The organism is Rhizobium freirei PRF 81, from assembly GCF_000359745.1.
Taxonomy (GTDB): domain Bacteria; phylum Pseudomonadota; class Alphaproteobacteria; order Rhizobiales; family Rhizobiaceae; genus Rhizobium; species Rhizobium freirei.
On record NZ_AQHN01000072.1, the window covers coordinates 1 to 11,907 of the forward strand.

Genomic DNA, 11,907 nt, shown 5'->3' on the forward strand with positions numbered 1-11,907 from the left:
CGGAAGAGTTCCCCCAGGCCTCGACGGAAGAGTTCTCCCAGGCCTCGACGGAAGAGTTCCCCCTGGCCTCGACGGAAGAGTTCTCCCTGGCCACGACGGAAGCCTTTACATCAGCCGCCGTCCGGATCACCCAGCGCCCCTTCGTCAGCGAAAAACGGAAACTGGCATGAAAATCTAGCCAGCCGTCATCCAAGGCGAGCGCTGCATCAAGTTCAGCCTGCGTTTTGATAATCTTCCAAGACATATTGATGGGTTCCTCTAAATTAGATTCTGGTGATTGGGATGGGCTCAGCGCCTCAAGGCGACCTGTTCCTGATGGTCGAGGGTCAAAAGGTGATCAGCTTCCATCGCTCTTGGGACGGAGTAGGTGACGATCACTGCTGCGATAGCGACGATCCAGATTAGGGAGATGATCGACCAGAACTGGCGATCACGCTTCTGTTGGGCCTTCCGGGCTCTATCGTTGATGTCGGCCAATCGGGCTTGAATGTCGGTCATGACCGGCCCTCCGCCTTGGCGATGGCTGCCGCAGCTACTTCCCATGCGCCGCGAACGATTGCCATTTCGCCGTCCGACATCTTCACCCAGATATGTTCGTAAACGTCTGAAAGGTGCTGCAACGCATCCAAAAGCTCAGGAGCGGCGGCGATCAGATGGGCATTCGCTTCCATATCTTCGACAGTATGGCGTCCATGGTAGGTCTTCAGATCTGCGACTACCCATCCTTCTTTTGTCCCATCGATGATAAATCGTATCGGCCCTACGCTGTTGAGCCGCCACGGTCCTAGTGTGTGCTTTGCCTCAGACATGGCGCATCTCCGGAACCGCAGCGACATCCACAGAATACGACCGCCGCGCCTTAGCCAGCTTCCGTTCCCGCATATCGTGGTGCTGGTGACGGATATCGTCCTTTATAAGTTTGAAGCCTAGGACGGTTATCTGCGCATCCATCAGGAACCATGTTCCTTCGATTGGAGCGAGGTATTGGATTTGGGTGTCGCGGGTGGTCATGGCCGTTTACTCTCCAAGAAGCCAAGCGTCATCGGTGGGCTCGCCCATGGCCAGGGCCAAAGAAGCCTCGATAGCGCGATCTGCAAATGAGGGTTCGTAGTCAGGCCCATCGACACGACCGACACAGCGGAAAATGCCGCAGCCCTGAATTGCCGGATGGGCATCCTTGATGTGGTGGCGAACAGCTCCCTCGCTTTCGAAGCCAGTTTTGCACTGACCGCACATCCAAGGTGCTGCTTTATGGCTGCGCTTTCCCATCACGCACCGCCTTTACGGGCGGCGATCATGGCGTCAGCAATCGCATAAGACTGCGATGCCGTGACAGCCAACGCCTGAGCATAGGTGACATCATCGCGACCAACGGTGACATGTTCATTGATCATGATGAACTGTGGCAATGCCTGACCTGCGAACCAGTCGCGCAGGCTCATGCCATCTTCTGGATGGCAGTCTATGCCAGAAGGACCAGAAGAGTCATAAAATCCGGGCCGAGCGAAAGCGGGTCCGCCATCATCGATCGTCTTGCCATCTGCCATGATCGTTCGTCCTCTGTCAGAGCATCCGTTTCGGGGGTGGGTTAGGCGGCCAGCGACTGGTTGAGTGGCCTTAGATCAGGGATACCGAGGTCAATGTCGGGATTGCAGCGCCGTGACGTGGAATTACCGTCTTCATCCCAATTATCGGTCGGGCGATCATCGCGAAGACGGATGACGAAATCAGAGAATTTAGCGTATCGCGCCAAGATCGGCACCACGTTTGGAACTATCTCGTTCCATAGGAAAGCCTCGTAACGTTCAATGCGAACCTCGTGCTTGCCAATGTGAATTTCTTTCACGCCAGAAACTCGTTGTAGCCGCTTGCGAAATGCGATGAAGCGCTTCGAAAGCTCCTCATCCGAGGGCGGAGAATAGACCCACTGGTAGTCGCAAAGCCGGGCTGTCGTGCCCAGCGTCACCATGTCTTCATTGCCATGCAGGATAATTACGATACGATTTTCCATTTCCCATTCCTCCAAGCGCTGTAGCGCGTTGATCCGCTGCGGCTGTCAGCTCTCTGTTGCGAAAACGTCGACGCCGCTGGAAAGTCCGTGAGACGTCATGACGGCAGACGGGGCGTAACCTCCGTTTGCAATTCGAAGCCAAGCTTCGTAGCTAGCCGTATGGCCCGCGAAGGAGCTTGCTCCGGTATCAGCAAGCCATCGTGCCAATTCTTCTGGGGTGGAGAACGCCGGGGAGATGGGAGTACCTTCAGATGTGCTTTCGTACATCATGAAGTGAGTGCGCTGCTCTTCCGGCCATGAAGGCATGTAGTCGGATTTCTTGGGAGCATCGCCGTAATAGTCGATTGCCTCTTCCAAGCCTTCCGCATTGGCCTTCTGTAGCCAATCCGCCGCAGCCTGCTCATAGCCACCGTTATGCATCGGAATAAACCGACCAACGGCCGTAGGAAATGGAGCATTCCACTCTGCGTAGCGCGGATGATCCCAATTTTCCGGAACTTTTCTAACTTCTCTACCCATCGCCGTTTCCTCAACTACGATCACTTTCCAAATCCCGCAGGTGAGTGCGGGATGCGGAACACGATCAGGCTCGATGCGAACGCCAGCCCTTGGTTGCATGGAGCGAAAACTCGCGGCCACCTTCGACGAACTTGGTGATGATCCTGGCGAAGGCGGTTCCCTTCTTGACCTTTCGGCTGCTGAGGCGGGAACGAGAACTAGCGACAGAAGCTGCCACTCCACGACCCTCGTACACTCCTGCCTTTTCGCGAGCTGTCTGTCGCTCAAGCAAGGACTGACGCGCTTTATCGCGAGCCTGCTGTTTTGCGATCTTCGCGCCGTGCTTAACCTCAGCCCGGAATTCTGCGCGTTCGACTTGTCTAGATTTCATCTTCGTTCCCTCAGTTTTGAATTGTCGTGAAAGATCAGGCCCGAAGGCTGGCGAAAACCGGATCAGGCGACATCCTGTTGCTGTTCGACCAGCACCCGCTCCATGAGCGTCGCCAACGTCTCGAGATTATCCTGGCAAGAGGCGAGACGGTTCCGACGATCAGGGGAGTTGACCGGCATCGAAATCGCTTCGATCAGTTTCCGGTTCAGTCGATGGGTTGCATCGATCGCATGTTCAATCTGGAACGTGTTCATCATTGGAAATACCTCTGGAAGGTTTCGACAGAGGCATTGAAGCGCCGCGCCGTTAGAATGGCGCAGTCCAGTTCAGCCTCTTCGATGTCGGTGTATTCAAGGGCGTCATCGCGGTACGGAGTCAGATCCGAACCGTCGAAGTAGTCAGTCTCACCATTTGGAAACAGGACGGCCACGTAGTGGAGCGTCTTCATGCGAGGACGGCGGAAGAGTTCTTCCTTTCCGATCGTCGATGCTGAGAACATGTCCATCTTCGTTGTCCCTCATCTTGCGCATCCGCTTCTTCTTGCCGTTGGACTGAGAAGGCGTTGCGCTGTGTTGATGAGGACATTGATATACGTAGAAAACGTAAAGTGCAACAAAAATCGTACGCATAGAACGTAAAAATGTTGCGTAAGGCGCGTAACGCGAATAAAAGAAAAGCGCCGGCGGGATGATCCGACCGGCGCTCAGAGCAGAAAAAGCAGAATTCGTGATAGAATATTCCTAACACATCACAATAATTGATGGAATAGGAAAAGCTGCTCTGAGGCGCTGAAAAACGCAAAATCTTGGGTCTGATCGGAGGTTCCCGCCAAGATGATGTATTTGGAGGGGCAAGGGCAGCGGTTTTTTCAGGGCATTGTCCCGCGCCGCCGATCAATCCGGCAAATCAATCCCAACGCGGTATCGGTGCCAGGCTCACCGAGCGAAGTCAGACGGGGTTGATGGCCCGCCGGAAACACAGCTTTGCAAGCTGCCGGATAACAGCAGAACCAAATGTGGAGACCGTCGAGAGACGAACTTTCTTGTTGGCGAGTTCCGATTGCACCGCTTGACCAGCGGGAGGATGCCAAATCACAGCCCGGTAGGGTCCGGGAAAACAAAACTATCTGCTGGTGATATCGACTTCATGGATGCTTGGCTGGGCCACCAGCAAGAAAGGATGCGTCTCCACAGGACCATCCTAATGCCTAGGTTATCTCTTTTGTTACCTAAGACAAAACCTCTTCCACGCGCACTGACCCACCAACAAGAACTTCCAATTGATCAATAGGCGTCTCGGTCCAATAAGCTCGCACCCGTTGTTCGGCGGCGGTGTAATTTAGTCCATTGCCAAAACCGTAAAATGCCCAACTAGTTACATGCATCGAGCAAGACGGATCGACTGGACAAACCTTGTAGATTATATTTGCTCGCGCGTTGGCTTCCCAATATTTCTTGGCCTCATCCAATGTCGGGCAACAGAAAACGCAATTAAGGCGAGATGGCGCGCTTGGGTTGCACGCGAGACGCATTGCCTCATACGCCATCTCAAAGACGATCTTCGACGTGCCATCGGTCTGACCAGTTTGATACATCGACCGAATTAGTCTTCCCCAGTTACCAACTTCAATAACGCTTCCAATTCCAAGGCGAAGAGGTGCGCAATGATAAAGAGGGGAGATCTTCATTACATCCTCGTAAACCGGCCAACCACTCGACCGACGATCACATGCCCGTCGTCAATTGTGATGTGATAGGGTGTGTAGATCGGATTTCTGCTCGCCAAGCGAATAGTTGGAGGATCAGAGCCGTGAACCGGTTCGCAAAGCTTCACGACGAAACCAGTCCCGTCATAGACCAAGAAAGGTCCAGGTGGGCTCGGTCGCGTATCCCTAGCATCGACTATCACGCGGTCTCCGGGGAACACTGAACCTGGAGCATTCGGATTTGATGGATCGTATCCGGAATCGCCAGTGATTTCGATCATCACCGCCTTCGTCGCTTCGAGACGAAGTTCGCCGCGAAGGAAGGACGTTGGGATTTGCCAATGATCCTTGACCACTTCCGCCGAAATCTGATTGCCATAATCATCGGTCACGTTGATTAGGTCAAAGACTCCGCCACCTCCAGCACCGGCTCTAGCATCTAGCTCGCGCACTTCATCAGTGTTCTTCGGAACTACCCTCGGCGCAGTTCGTGCATCACCATCAAAGTCCATCGAATCAGGATCGGTGACCTCTGGCCGTGCCAGTGCCCAAATCTCAGATGCTGATATCGGAGGCTCGCCTCTACCAACGAGCGCTTTGACCATTTTCAGGACAAGCTCCGGGGCAAGGAATTCCTTCTTATAGAGAACCGGATCCTCGTAGCGCTGGATACTTGAGGCGCGGGAATATCCCATCGCTCGCGCCAGATCGTCCATCGACATTTCGGCTCGCTCGCGCAGAGCGCGGAATTTGGCAGTTACGGAATCAGCTTCTGCGTTCATGACGTAGAATTACGCAAAAGGCGTTTACGTTTTCCACGTTGACATATTTACGCGATGTGCGTATGAATACGTAACAACAACGATGGACGCGTAAAGTGACACCGATCAGCCCAGCCGAAAACATCATCATGAACAAGCTTGGAGGTCTGACAAAGACTGCAAAGCTTCTCTCGACCGATGAGAAGGTCTTCCCGGTCTCGACCGTCCAAGGATGGAAGGACCGCGGCAAGATTCCGCAGGGGTATTGGATGCCCATCATCGAGGCGGCCCGCAGCGAGCTATCCGTCGAACTCGACGTGCAAATGTTTTTGCAATCGGAACCGGTGGTATGATCAACGTCTCCGGTTTCCCTCTTTGCGCCAAACGCCTTCAGTTCCAGAGGGCAAAGCTGAACGACGACGGCATGACCCACTACTGGGCTGCGGTCGCCGTCGCTACCGATCTTGATGACGAGAAGCTGACAAAATTCGGCGGCTTCGACTTCAACGACATGTCCGAGGACAACGGACAAAAGCTGCTTGGTCGACTGGAGCTGTTCATCAAGGCTGGGTTGGCCAACAGGAAGGCCAAGAGTGGCGCTGGAGACATGACGGCGGCTGAGACGAGCATTCGTGCCTTTCTCGGATCGAATGGCGTCAAGGTATCCAAGCTGAATGGCATTGAGGATTACTGGCGAGCCGCCCGCATCTTGTGGGGCGATCTGGTTCAGGAGAGCCCTAAGGTTCGCGACGTTTACACGCTCGTTTTTCAACTGAACCGAATCCCGAAAAAGCAGCGGCCAAAGACGGCCCGCGCGAACGTTTCAAAACTCCCGCAAGAGTGGAGGGCGAAGCCGTGACCGACCTGACCATTCATGCGTACCAACGCGCCTACGAGGCCTACCACAACAAACCAGCCCCAAAGATCACCCGAGGCTCTGGTGGAGGGTACGTCATCCATGGGGATGCGGAACCGAGTCCATCCAGAACAGTCGGGCAGATGCGGGTTCTCACGAACGCGATGAACCGTTGGGCTAGGGAAGTGGTGAAGGCATGATGACCGATTCCATCAAAGACAATATTCCGTCCGATATTCGCGAAGCTGCGGCAAACGCGTTGAATATCGCGGAAGACATGACTGGTTCGCTCTTTTGTGAACGCGTCGATGTCATTGCGAGGGCGATTCTCTCCGAGCGTGAACGCGACGGGTGGCGGCCAATGGAGACGGCTCCGAAGAGCACCAGAACCGAGATCCTCATCGCGACGAAATATGGCATCAGAATCGCTTGGTGGGGAGCGGCGAAATACAATCGCAAGACCAAGGATTACGATCTCGGGTGGACGAGCGGAATGTCTTATGGATTTGAGCCCACAGGCTGGATGCCGCTTCCCATCATTCCCAAAGCCGAATCCTCTCCTCCTGTAACGCTGGAGAGCGAGAAGGATACGGCCCAGCGCGGGGCAGATGTTTCTAAGGTCATCTGCCCCGCATTGATCGACGATGTCGGAGGGGAATAGGTCATGACGATAGTTACCGCAAATCGCCAAGCTTCCTTTGACGAGATTGTCGCTGAAATGGATCGTCGCGGTTCTGTGATCGAAACGCTTGAAGCGGAACGTGACGAACTGCAGGCCGAGGTAGATCTTCTCCGTAAGATGCAAAAGGCCGCTGGCGAAACCAGCATGCTTTACGAGATTCGTCGGGAGCTTGGCTGGAACGACAAGACAAGTCTTTCGATCATGCCCAACGGCGTGCGACAGCTCCGTCACGACGCGCTTCGTTATCAGTATCTCCGTGATCATTGTTCGTCCTTTTATCCGATGACGCATGAGCAACCGGCAGAATGGTCCATCGGCTGGGAATTCCAGCAGGTTAAGCCGCACGAGGCATGGGGATCGTTCGATAAGTGGATTGATGCCGATATCGAAGCTCATCGCCAGAAACAGGCAACGCTTGATGCGGAGGATTCTCAATGACCTCCGCCATATGCGCAGCACGTCAGATCCAGCGCCAGCAAGTGAACCCACCCGTCGGTGACGATTGGCTTGAGGACTTCCGCCGGCTATTTGCCGAAGAGTTTCCAGAACCCCAATGCGAAGCACAAAAAGCCGTCGAGGGCACCAGCCATCAACGGGTCGAGACCAATAGGTTTTCGGGGGAGGCGTCATGATGATTATGGTCATCAACTTCATGCTAGCGGTCCTGATGTTCTTCTTATGGTTGTTGCTCAGCAATGACGCCTGTCTTTTCATGTCTGGGTTCAACCTAGCGGTCGCGCTGTCACTTGTTGAAGCGAGGTGGTGAATATGATCACCCTCGGCCAATTCATCCTCTTCACCTTCATCACCATTGGCTTCACGGTCTGCACGACTTTCGCGATTGCACCGTGTGTTCTGTCGGGTCGCATCTCTCAGCAAGAGTGCCGCCGCAATGACTGATTTCCTCAATGGCTTTCTTCCAATAGGCACCGTCGGCGCTGTCTGCTGTTTCATCATGTTTGTCTGGACTGTCGTCCGAAAGAACCGACCCGACGAAACCGACAATGCCGGTGCTGTCGAAGGTGATGCTCGCAATCCTCATCGGGATGATTCGAAATGAGCCTACTATATCGCCTGCCCATGACTGCCCTCGGCCTTTCCCGTGCCGGTCACGATACATTGGCCATCTCGAAAATTCTCGGAATCACCGAAGCAAGAGCGCTTGAGCAAGTATCCAGCGAGCGCAGCGCAATGCTTCGTCTTCGTGATCCATACATATCTCACCGTTTTCCAGGCGGTGATCCTCATTACCAGTCGCGGGCAGAAGCGGGCGGCTGAGTTCTTTCCAAACCACTCTGTCGCGACAACGGATTAGTCGCACAGGGAAAATCGAAAATGTCCGAAAAACAGTTGGGAAAATCCGAAATGTCTAGCGTCGATTTCGCAGCGCAAGCTCTTCAACGGTACGTCGCACCCAAGGCTGACGGCCATAATGTGAAAGATCGCATCCGCTTGGCGGCACGTCGGATGAACTGGTCCTTCTCCCGCACCAAAGACGTTTGGTACGCCGCCCCGCGCGTATCGATCGATGCAGACGAATTGCGGGCAATCGAGGAAGCATCAGGAGTCAAATATGGCCGCATCGAAGTCCGAACCATCGATGAACTCATCGCAAAAGCAGACGCTCTCCTGGATGGCCCGGAGGCGGATTTCTATCGCCCGCTGGTTGATGGGTTCCGCGCGTTCATTCGCGCTCTGGATCGCACCTGAGCTGAAATAGGGCGCCTCGCGCAGGCGCCTTTTTCTTTGTTCTAAACCTTCGGATTTTTCCGACCACTTTTCCGAAAGAAGGTGAAGCATGATGGCACTAGCCGGTGATAACAGCAGCAAAGCAGAAAATGATTTCAGACTCCTTGTGGCTTATTACCACCGGAAGGATTTGGCATCGCATTTTGAGGCGAAGCGTATCGCCGGCGACAAGAAGGCAAACCGCAAGAATGCCAATGCTCATGGCATCTCATCGGCCAAGCTCGATCACTACCTGAAAAGCGTCATCGCCGACGACAAGCAAAAGGTGGTCGATAAGCTCTACAGCGAGCGCCAGAACCTTGAGTGGATGGGCCTTATTCCCAAGACCACAGGCGGCGATCTTCTTTCCCAAGGTGAGCGCGTTACCGGCGAACCACTTATTCGCGCCTCGGGCTTTCAGGCCGGCCTTCTCGGCAATGATCGCGTCTCTGGCCATATGGCCGGTACCGATGAAGATCACTGGTGGCTCACATCGTATGACGAGGGCCGAAAGGAATACGAGACGAAGATTCCCGATCTTCTCGCCCGTATCGAGGCGAACGAGGACAAGGAAGCGCCACCGGCAGACGACGACGAAGATTGACCGCTCCCCCAGGCGGCTCGCTCTCCTCCCAAGGCTTGAGCCGCCCAACTAGCCGCGCGAATGCGGCATTTCTCTTCCCGAGGGCATCATGAGCTTGAACATTCGAATCCAGGCGAAAGCCGAGGAAATATTAGAGAGCGAAGCCGCCTTCTATGGCGTGAATGCAACAGCTCTCGGCAAGGCAATCATTGACAAGATCGTATCTGGTGGTCTGACGCGAGATGTTCTCCAAGGCGTAGATGTCGCGAGCTATCAAACACGTCGTCGCGGCCGCCCGATCCGGAGGGCCGCACAATGACCATCAATTATTCCAATTGGACTGTCGAGGCCAAGGAAAGGGCCAGCAAACTTTGGGCTGACGGCTTATCTGTAGCCCAGATCGCAGCTCGCCTTAATGTCCAACTCGGCTCCATTTCCGGCTTGATGACACGCAATCGCAATATGTTTCCGAAGCGTGGTGGAGCTGGAAAATCTGCTTATGTGCAGATTAATGCTCCCACGCTCAACGGGAAATCCACTTGGACTGAAGAGCAACTGCAGACCGCGATTGATCTTTGGAACCGGAACCTCACGACTGAAGAAATCGGCGCGACGATCGGGAAATCCTCCAATGCCGTTCAGAAGAAGGCACATGCCAACCGAGACATGTTCCCGTGCAGGGACCTCAGGGGCACAGGAAACAGAGGCATCGTTGATCGAGTAGGGCTGCAGCGGGCTAAGCGCGAACGTCATGCGCAGGGCTTGCCGGCAGAACCTCCTCCGTTGCCTCATCACGGCTATAATACCGCTGTGTTCGCTTTGCCTGGCGCCAGTCCCGTCCGCTTGCTTGATCTGACGGAAAAGCACTGCAGATGGCCCATTACCTGCGATGAAAGCCCGAAGGGCGCTAATACTCCCTTCTGCGGTGCTAATCGCACCCACGGCTCATATTGTGCCGCTCACGCCATGATTGCTCGTGGCCGCGGCACCACGTCCGAACGCAACGCTCTCAATGGGATCGGAGGGCGGAAATGATTGTGATGGGGCTAGACCTTGCGACACGATCAGGCTGGAGTGTCAGAAACAGCGAGAAGCACCGTTCTTCAATCGTCTGCGGGACATTCTCCGTCGCTGAAAACAACCACGGCGACAAGCTGCTTTGGGAATCGAAATACCCTGTAGCCGCCAATCTCTTCTATCGGCTGGTGAAGGAATACCAGCCGGATTTTGTCGCCATAGAGCGACCCGAGCATGGCGTTCGCCAGTTCAAAAAGAAGGGCAAAGCAGATCTAACCGGCAATGAGGAGATGGTTTCGACCATCAATCCCGCTGCCCTCCAACTTACGGGCATCTTTGGGGCGGTCGCTGGCATCTGCCAGATCAAGAATATTCCGTTCGGGACCATAGCCGCTGTCTCATGGCGTCCAGTCTACTTTGGCAAAGGGGTAAAGCCAGCTCCTGGCAAGGATTGGAAGGACTTGGCCATAGAGTATGCCCAGCGAGAGAACATCGCCCTTCCTCCCACCAAGGCCGAACAGCGCGACGCAGCCGAGGCCATCGGCATTTGCACCTGCTGGCACAATTGCGCCATCCCCGAACTCCGATGGATGCAACAAAGGTTCATGGAACTCCGCAGCGGGGCATTCGAACGGAAGAGGAGCGCTGCGTAATGGGGAAGAGGAGCCAATTCGAACGCCGTAAGAACGACGCCTATCACACGCCGGCCTCGGTCGGTCGCAGCAACCGGGGCTCTGGGAAGGGCATCACTTTTATTAATGAGGTGATCCTAACAGACGCCAAAGAGTGCATTGAGTGGCCGTATTACCGTATGGATAACGGGTATGGCCAAGTCGGATTGCACGATGGGATGCATCTCGCCCATAGGGTCGTATGTGAAAAGGCGCACGGCGTTCCGTCATTCCCTGATGCTCAAGCCGCTCACCGATGTGGCAACAATAGCTGCGTCAACCCAAATCATGTCCGGTGGGCAACGCAGGCCGAGAACGAAGAAGACAAAAGGGCGCATGGGACTTGGGAAATGCGGATGGGCGGAGCGAAGCTATCCGTCGAGATCGTCCTGGATATCAGATCGGACGCAGCGGGCGGCGCTTCATACGAGGCGCTTTCTAGTCGCTACAACACGCCAGCGTCGACCATCAAAAAAGTAGTGAGAAGGCACACGTGGAAACATGTCTAAGCGAGCTAATCACTTTGTCCGCCGTAAAAATGACTTTTACCGTACTCCGGAAAGCGCGGTAATGCCGCTCTTGAGGCACCTACACGGGGTCAAGACCTTCTATGCGCCATGCGCTGGGGACGGCGCACTCGTTGACCATCTAGTCAAGCACGGACTCAAATGCGTCGGCATGAGTGACATAGCCCCTCTGCGTGCCGATGTCCTTGAGTTTGACGCGCTGGATATCGATGACGTTCAGGCCGATGCTATAATTGAGAATCCCCCTTGGACACGAGAAATCCTCCACCCGATGATACTTCGCTTCCAGCAGATCGCGCCAACTTGGTTGCTCTTCGACGCTGACTGGGCACACACGCGCCAAGCCATCCCCTTCATAGACCAGTGCAGCCATATCGTTTCCGTTGGCCGCGTGAAGTGGATTGAGGATTCTCAGTTCACCGGCAAAGACAACGCTGCGTGGCATCGGTTCCATGTTCAGCACAGCGGCGGCCCGCG

The 11,907-nt window shown here is 54.8% G+C and carries 24 protein-coding genes; 12 read left to right on the top strand and 12 right to left on the bottom strand.

The annotated features are described in order from the left end of the window. Positions 1-288 precede the first annotated feature (288 nt). From RHSP_RS18875 to RHSP_RS18925, 11 genes are all read right to left on the bottom strand, one after another. Complete coding sequence (locus tag RHSP_RS18875; RefSeq protein WP_037152981.1) at positions 289-498, bottom strand: hypothetical protein; 210 nt, start codon at positions 496-498, stop codon at positions 289-291. After that, positions 495-809, bottom strand: a complete 315-nt coding sequence (locus tag RHSP_RS18880) for a hypothetical protein (protein ID WP_004121134.1) — start codon at positions 807-809, stop codon at positions 495-497. Before RHSP_RS18880 ends, RHSP_RS18875 begins: the two co-directional genes overlap by 4 nt. Then, positions 802-1,011 carry a hypothetical protein gene (locus RHSP_RS18885; protein WP_037152983.1) on the bottom strand — a complete coding sequence of 70 codons (210 nt, stop codon included), beginning with the start codon at positions 1,009-1,011 and terminating at the stop codon, positions 802-804. The genes RHSP_RS18880 and RHSP_RS18885 overlap by 8 nt, the downstream gene beginning before the upstream one ends. Positions 1,012-1,017: 6 nt before the next feature. Further along, positions 1,018-1,269 carry a hypothetical protein gene (locus RHSP_RS18890; RefSeq protein ID WP_004121135.1) on the bottom strand — a complete coding sequence of 84 codons (252 nt, stop codon included), beginning with the start codon at positions 1,267-1,269 and terminating at the stop codon, positions 1,018-1,020. Further along, complete coding sequence (locus tag RHSP_RS18895) at positions 1,269-1,547, bottom strand: hypothetical protein (RefSeq protein WP_004121136.1); 279 nt, start codon at positions 1,545-1,547, stop codon at positions 1,269-1,271. Before RHSP_RS18895 ends, RHSP_RS18890 begins: the two co-directional genes overlap by 1 nt. 41 nt (positions 1,548-1,588) lie before the next feature. Beyond that, on the bottom strand, positions 1,589-2,011 hold the full coding sequence (locus tag RHSP_RS18900) for a PIN domain-containing protein (protein ID WP_004121137.1): 423 nt from the start codon (positions 2,009-2,011) through the stop codon (positions 1,589-1,591). Positions 2,012-2,056: 45 nt separating this feature from the next. After that, the gene (locus RHSP_RS18905) at positions 2,057-2,530 is read right to left on the bottom strand and encodes a hypothetical protein (protein WP_004121138.1); all 474 of its coding nucleotides are present in this window, start codon (positions 2,528-2,530) and stop codon (positions 2,057-2,059) included. A 432-nt stretch (positions 2,531-2,962) separates the two neighbouring features. Next, positions 2,963-3,157 (bottom strand): hypothetical protein, encoded by a 195-nt coding sequence (locus RHSP_RS18915; protein ID WP_037152991.1) that lies wholly within the window; start codon positions 3,155-3,157, stop codon positions 2,963-2,965. Beyond that, positions 3,154-3,405, bottom strand: coding sequence for a hypothetical protein (locus RHSP_RS18920; RefSeq protein ID WP_004121141.1), 252 nt, complete (start codon positions 3,403-3,405; stop codon positions 3,154-3,156). Before RHSP_RS18920 ends, RHSP_RS18915 begins: the two co-directional genes overlap by 4 nt. 723 nt (positions 3,406-4,128) lie before the next feature. Next, on the bottom strand, positions 4,129-4,587 hold the full coding sequence (locus RHSP_RS34765; RefSeq protein WP_004121143.1) for a DUF2441 domain-containing protein: 459 nt from the start codon (positions 4,585-4,587) through the stop codon (positions 4,129-4,131). Further along, positions 4,587-5,387: a LexA family transcriptional regulator gene (locus tag RHSP_RS18925; protein ID WP_051074107.1), complete on the bottom strand. Its 801-nt coding sequence runs from the start codon at positions 5,385-5,387 to the stop codon at positions 4,587-4,589. Before RHSP_RS18925 ends, RHSP_RS34765 begins: the two co-directional genes overlap by 1 nt. 95 nt (positions 5,388-5,482) lie before the next feature. On the opposite strand from RHSP_RS18925, the gene RHSP_RS18930 reads away from it, so the two are divergent. The 12 genes from RHSP_RS18930 to RHSP_RS36055 all read left to right on the top strand — a co-directional run bounded on the left by RHSP_RS18930 (position 5,483) and on the right by RHSP_RS36055 (position 11,412). After that, the gene (locus RHSP_RS18930) at positions 5,483-5,719 is read left to right on the top strand and encodes a carph-isopro domain-containing protein (RefSeq protein ID WP_004121149.1); all 237 of its coding nucleotides are present in this window, start codon (positions 5,483-5,485) and stop codon (positions 5,717-5,719) included. After that, complete coding sequence (locus tag RHSP_RS18935; protein ID WP_004121152.1) at positions 5,716-6,225, top strand: hypothetical protein; 510 nt, start codon at positions 5,716-5,718, stop codon at positions 6,223-6,225. Before RHSP_RS18930 ends, RHSP_RS18935 begins: the two co-directional genes overlap by 4 nt. 196 nt (positions 6,226-6,421) lie before the next feature. After that, positions 6,422-6,883 carry a hypothetical protein gene (locus RHSP_RS33140; protein ID WP_167332661.1) on the top strand — a complete coding sequence of 154 codons (462 nt, stop codon included), beginning with the start codon at positions 6,422-6,424 and terminating at the stop codon, positions 6,881-6,883. A 3-nt stretch (positions 6,884-6,886) separates the two neighbouring features. Next, positions 6,887-7,342 (top strand): hypothetical protein, encoded by a 456-nt coding sequence (locus RHSP_RS18950; protein WP_037152995.1) that lies wholly within the window; start codon positions 6,887-6,889, stop codon positions 7,340-7,342. Continuing rightward, positions 7,339-7,536: a hypothetical protein gene (locus tag RHSP_RS18955; RefSeq protein ID WP_037152997.1), complete on the top strand. Its 198-nt coding sequence runs from the start codon at positions 7,339-7,341 to the stop codon at positions 7,534-7,536. Before RHSP_RS18950 ends, RHSP_RS18955 begins: the two co-directional genes overlap by 4 nt. Before the next feature lie 136 nt (positions 7,537-7,672). After that, positions 7,673-7,804 (top strand): hypothetical protein, encoded by a 132-nt coding sequence (locus tag RHSP_RS35855; protein ID WP_276307828.1) that lies wholly within the window; start codon positions 7,673-7,675, stop codon positions 7,802-7,804. A gap of 465 nt (positions 7,805-8,269) precedes the next feature. Continuing rightward, a complete protein-coding gene (locus tag RHSP_RS18965) occupies positions 8,270-8,614 on the top strand; it encodes a hypothetical protein (protein WP_157385385.1) in 345 nt (114 codons plus the stop codon). A 169-nt stretch (positions 8,615-8,783) separates the two neighbouring features. Further along, a complete protein-coding gene (locus RHSP_RS18970; RefSeq protein WP_240535467.1) occupies positions 8,784-9,236 on the top strand; it encodes a hypothetical protein in 453 nt (150 codons plus the stop codon). A gap of 88 nt (positions 9,237-9,324) precedes the next feature. Beyond that, a complete protein-coding gene (locus RHSP_RS18975; RefSeq protein ID WP_037153002.1) occupies positions 9,325-9,534 on the top strand; it encodes a hypothetical protein in 210 nt (69 codons plus the stop codon). Further along, positions 9,531-10,250, top strand: a complete 720-nt coding sequence (locus RHSP_RS18980) for a GcrA family cell cycle regulator (protein WP_004121165.1) — start codon at positions 9,531-9,533, stop codon at positions 10,248-10,250. The genes RHSP_RS18975 and RHSP_RS18980 overlap by 4 nt, the downstream gene beginning before the upstream one ends. Then, a complete protein-coding gene (locus RHSP_RS18985) occupies positions 10,247-10,885 on the top strand; it encodes a RuvC family protein (RefSeq protein ID WP_004121168.1) in 639 nt (212 codons plus the stop codon). Before RHSP_RS18980 ends, RHSP_RS18985 begins: the two co-directional genes overlap by 4 nt. A gap of 197 nt (positions 10,886-11,082) precedes the next feature. After that, on the top strand, positions 11,083-11,412 hold the full coding sequence (locus RHSP_RS36055; RefSeq protein ID WP_420820099.1) for an HNH endonuclease: 330 nt from the start codon (positions 11,083-11,085) through the stop codon (positions 11,410-11,412). A 139-nt stretch (positions 11,413-11,551) separates the two neighbouring features. Here RHSP_RS36055 and RHSP_RS34770 read toward each other — a convergent pair whose 3' ends face one another. Beyond that, positions 11,552-11,875, bottom strand: a complete 324-nt coding sequence (locus tag RHSP_RS34770) for a hypothetical protein (protein WP_157385386.1) — start codon at positions 11,873-11,875, stop codon at positions 11,552-11,554. Positions 11,876-11,907: the final 32 nt, after the last annotated feature.

Excerpts from the sequence above, each read along its gene's own strand:
- RHSP_RS18875 (WP_037152981.1), bottom strand. The coding sequence starts at position 498 with ATGACCGACATTCAAGCCCGATTGGCCGACATCAACGATAGAGCCCGG.
- RHSP_RS18880 (WP_004121134.1), bottom strand. The coding sequence starts at position 809 with ATGTCTGAGGCAAAGCACACACTAGGACCGTGGCGGCTCAACAGCGTA.
- RHSP_RS18885 (WP_037152983.1), bottom strand. The coding sequence starts at position 1,011 with ATGACCACCCGCGACACCCAAATCCAATACCTCGCTCCAATCGAAGGA.
- RHSP_RS18890 (WP_004121135.1), bottom strand. The coding sequence starts at position 1,269 with ATGGGAAAGCGCAGCCATAAAGCAGCACCTTGGATGTGCGGTCAGTGC.
- RHSP_RS18895 (WP_004121136.1), bottom strand. The coding sequence starts at position 1,547 with ATGGCAGATGGCAAGACGATCGATGATGGCGGACCCGCTTTCGCTCGG.
- RHSP_RS18900 (WP_004121137.1), bottom strand. The coding sequence starts at position 2,011 with ATGGAAAATCGTATCGTAATTATCCTGCATGGCAATGAAGACATGGTG.
- RHSP_RS18905 (WP_004121138.1), bottom strand. The coding sequence starts at position 2,530 with ATGGGTAGAGAAGTTAGAAAAGTTCCGGAAAATTGGGATCATCCGCGC.
- RHSP_RS18915 (WP_037152991.1), bottom strand. The coding sequence starts at position 3,157 with ATGATGAACACGTTCCAGATTGAACATGCGATCGATGCAACCCATCGA.
- RHSP_RS18920 (WP_004121141.1), bottom strand. The coding sequence starts at position 3,405 with ATGGACATGTTCTCAGCATCGACGATCGGAAAGGAAGAACTCTTCCGC.
- RHSP_RS34765 (WP_004121143.1), bottom strand. The coding sequence starts at position 4,587 with ATGAAGATCTCCCCTCTTTATCATTGCGCACCTCTTCGCCTTGGAATT.
- RHSP_RS18925 (WP_051074107.1), bottom strand. The coding sequence starts at position 5,387 with ATGAACGCAGAAGCTGATTCCGTAACTGCCAAATTCCGCGCTCTGCGC.
- RHSP_RS18935 (WP_004121152.1), top strand. The coding sequence starts at position 5,716 with ATGATCAACGTCTCCGGTTTCCCTCTTTGCGCCAAACGCCTTCAGTTC.
- RHSP_RS33140 (WP_167332661.1), top strand. The coding sequence starts at position 6,422 with ATGACCGATTCCATCAAAGACAATATTCCGTCCGATATTCGCGAAGCT.
- RHSP_RS18950 (WP_037152995.1), top strand. The coding sequence starts at position 6,887 with ATGACGATAGTTACCGCAAATCGCCAAGCTTCCTTTGACGAGATTGTC.
- RHSP_RS18955 (WP_037152997.1), top strand. The coding sequence starts at position 7,339 with ATGACCTCCGCCATATGCGCAGCACGTCAGATCCAGCGCCAGCAAGTG.
- RHSP_RS35855 (WP_276307828.1), top strand. The coding sequence starts at position 7,673 with ATGATCACCCTCGGCCAATTCATCCTCTTCACCTTCATCACCATTGGC.
- RHSP_RS18965 (WP_157385385.1), top strand. The coding sequence starts at position 8,270 with ATGTCTAGCGTCGATTTCGCAGCGCAAGCTCTTCAACGGTACGTCGCA.
- RHSP_RS18975 (WP_037153002.1), top strand. The coding sequence starts at position 9,325 with ATGAGCTTGAACATTCGAATCCAGGCGAAAGCCGAGGAAATATTAGAG.
- RHSP_RS18980 (WP_004121165.1), top strand. The coding sequence starts at position 9,531 with ATGACCATCAATTATTCCAATTGGACTGTCGAGGCCAAGGAAAGGGCC.
- RHSP_RS18985 (WP_004121168.1), top strand. The coding sequence starts at position 10,247 with ATGATTGTGATGGGGCTAGACCTTGCGACACGATCAGGCTGGAGTGTC.
- RHSP_RS36055 (WP_420820099.1), top strand. The coding sequence starts at position 11,083 with ATGCATCTCGCCCATAGGGTCGTATGTGAAAAGGCGCACGGCGTTCCG.
- RHSP_RS34770 (WP_157385386.1), bottom strand. The coding sequence starts at position 11,875 with ATGCCACGCAGCGTTGTCTTTGCCGGTGAACTGAGAATCCTCAATCCA.